Source organism: Sphingomonas sp. Leaf10 (genome assembly GCF_001421245.1).
Taxonomy (GTDB): Bacteria; Pseudomonadota; Alphaproteobacteria; order Sphingomonadales; family Sphingomonadaceae; genus Sphingomonas.
The window spans coordinates 238,300-241,362 of record NZ_LMKE01000006.1 but is presented as its reverse complement, the minus strand read 5'-3'; the positions used below and the strand labels follow the sequence as shown (position 1 = coordinate 241,362).

Genomic DNA, 3,063 nt, shown 5'->3' with positions numbered 1-3,063 from the left:
GGGGGGGTAGGCCCGTTGGCGAGCGGAACCTTCCCTCGCAGGCCAACCCACCCCCGACCCCTCCCTTCCAGGGAGGGGAGAGAATAGCCGACCCGATACCTACCTTGCGTTCGACCTTCGATAACCTCTAATGGTCACAACAGATACGATCCGGCAAAGACCGGACCACAGGAGAGAGACATGCTCGATTTCGCGCTCGGCGAGATGGCCGACGCCATTCGCGAGACCACGCAGCACTTCGCCGCGGATCGCATCGCGCCGATCGCCGCCGCGGTCGATGCCGAGGATCGCTTCCCGCAAGAACTCTGGCCCGAAATGGGCGCGCTGGGCCTGCACGGCATCACCGTGAAAGAAGAAGATGGCGGCCTCGGCCTCGGCTATCTCGAACATGTCGTTGCCTGCGAGGAAGTTGCCCGCGCCTCCGCCTCGGTCGGCCTGTCCTACGGCGCGCACTCCAACCTGTGCGTCAATCAGATCGCGCGCTGGGGCAATGCCGAGCAAAAGGCGAAATATCTCCCCAAGCTCATCAGCGGCGACCATGTCGGATCGCTCGCCATGTCCGAAGCCGGCGCCGGTTCCGACGTTGTCTCGATGAAGCTGCGCGCCGACAGGGTCGACGGCGGCTATCGCCTGAACGGCACGAAGTTCTGGATCACCAACGCCCCCTATGCCGCGACGCTGGTCGTCTATGCCAAGACCCAGCCCGATGCGGGGTCGAAAGGGATTACCGCCTTCCTGATCGAACAGGGTTTCGCCGGCTTCTCGATCGGGCAGAAGATCGACAAGATGGGCATGCGCGGATCGCCGACCGCCGAGCTGGTCTTCAACGACTGTTTCGTGCCGCAAGAGAACGTCATGGGGCCGCTGAACGGCGGCGTCGGCGTGCTGATGTCGGGCCTCGATTACGAACGCGTCGTGCTGTCGGGCATCCAGCTGGGAATCATGCAGGCGTGCCTCGACACCGTCCTGCCCTATGTCGCCGAACGCAAGCAGTTCGGCAAACCGATCGGCGCGTTCCAGCTGATGCAGGGCAAGATCGCCGACATGTCGGTCGCGCTGAACAGCGCCCGTGCATACGTCTATGCGGTGGCGCGCGCCTGCGACGCCGGCCGCACCACCCGCCACGATGCGGCGGGTGCGATCCTGCTGGCGTCCGAAAATGCAGTGAAGGTCGCCAATGACGCGATTCAGGCGCTGGGCGGCGCCGGCTATACCCGGGACTGGCCGGTCGAACGCTATTTCCGCGATGCGAAGCTGCTCGACATCGGTGCCGGGACCAACGAAGTTCGCCGGATGCTGATCGGTCGCGAATTGCTGGGTGAGGGGACGCGCGCACAATGACGGTGCTGCCGACGCTGGTCGATCGCGGGTCCGACGCCTTCACCGCCAATGCCGCGCACAACGGCGCGCTTGCCGACGAACTGCGGACGCGCACCGCCCGCACGGCGCTCGGCGGTCCCGAGCGCAGCCGCGAACGTCATGTGTCGCGGGGCAAGCTGTTGCCGCGCGACCGCATCCACCGGCTGCTCGACGCCGGATCGCCGTTCCTCGAAATCGGCGCGCTGGCGGCGGGCGGCATGTATGGCGACGAGGCCCCGGCGGCGGGCGTGATCGCCGGTATCGGTCGCGTCCATGGCCGACAGGTGATGGTCGTTGCCAACGACCCGACGGTGAAGGGCGGCGCGTATTTTCCGATGACGGTCAAGAAGCATCTCCGCGCGCAGGAGATCGCGACCGAAAATCATCTGCCGTGCATCTATCTGGTCGACAGCGGCGGCGCGAACCTGCCGCATCAGGCCGAAGTATTCCCCGACCGCGACCATTTCGGTCGCATCTTCTTCAATCAGGCGCAGATGTCGGCAAAGGGCATCCCGCAGATCGCCTGCGTGCTCGGCAGTTGCACGGCGGGCGGCGCGTACGTCCCCGCCATGTCCGACGAAACCGTGATCGTGCGCGGGCAGGGGACGATCTTCCTCGCCGGACCGCCCCTCGTAAAAGCCGCGACCGGAGAGGTCATCAGCGCCGAGGAACTGGGCGGGGCCGACACCCATGGCCGCAAATCGGGGGTGGTCGATCATGTCGCCGAGGATGACGAACAGGCGCTGCTGATCGTTCGCGACATCGTCGCGACCCTGCCACCGCCGCGCCGTGCGGAGGTCGCGCTGGCCGATCCGCGCCCGCCGCTCCACGATCCCGCCGATCTGGCGGGCATCGTGCCGACGGACGTGCGCGCGCCCTATGACGTGCGCGAGGTAATCGGGCGACTGGTCGACGGCTCCGAACTGCACGAATTCAAACCGCTCTACGGCACGACGCTGGTCTGCGGCTTCGCGCGTATCTGGGGAATGCCGGTCGCGATCCTTACCAACAACGGCGTGCTGTTCTCCGAAAGCGCGCAGAAGGGCGCGCATTTCATCGAACTCGCCTGCCAGCGGCGCACGCCCTTGCTGTTCCTTCAGAACATCTCGGGCTTCATGGTCGGCGGCAAATATGAGGCGGAGGGCATCGCCAAGCACGGCGCGAAGCTGGTCACCGCCGTCGCGACGGCACAGGTGCCGAAACTGACCGTGCTGATCGGCGGTAGCTTTGGCGCGGGCAATTACGGCATGTGCGGGCGGGCCTATAGCCCACGTTTCCTGTTCACCTGGCCCAATAGCCGCATTTCGGTGATGGGCGGCGAACAGGCAGCGAGCGTGCTGGCGACCGTCCATCGTGATGCGGACACCTGGACGCCGGAGGAAGCCGAAGCGTTCAAGACCCCGATCCGCGACCGCTATGAAGCGGAGGGCAGCCCGTACTATGCCACCGCGCGCCTGTGGGACGACGGGGTGATCCTGCCCGAACAGACCCGCGACGTGCTCGGCCTCGCCCTGTCGGCGACGCTCAACGCACCGATTGCCGACCGGGCGCAGTTCGGCATCTTCCGGATGTGATGGCGGTGACTGCGCACTCCCATCTGCCACTTCGTACCCCGGCGCAGGCCGGGGTCCAGTTGGGGGGCGGTAATGGCCGTAACGCCGAACGTCGGTTGAAGCGGAGCCGTGACAGCGCGTGGGCAGGGCA

At 66.2% G+C, this 3,063-nt stretch carries 2 protein-coding genes; both read left to right on the top strand.

Going from position 1 to position 3,063, the window contains the following annotated elements:
• Positions 1 to 180 precede the first annotated feature (180 nt).
• Complete coding sequence (locus ASE59_RS07605) at positions 181 to 1,341, top strand: acyl-CoA dehydrogenase family protein (protein ID WP_056454550.1); 1,161 nt, start codon at positions 181 to 183, stop codon at positions 1,339 to 1,341.
• Entirely contained in the window at positions 1,338 to 2,933 is a 1,596-nt protein-coding gene (locus ASE59_RS07600) for a carboxyl transferase domain-containing protein (protein ID WP_056454546.1), read from the top strand. Before ASE59_RS07605 ends, ASE59_RS07600 begins: the two co-directional genes overlap by 4 nt.
• The last annotated feature ends 130 nt before the right edge of the window (positions 2,934 to 3,063 follow it).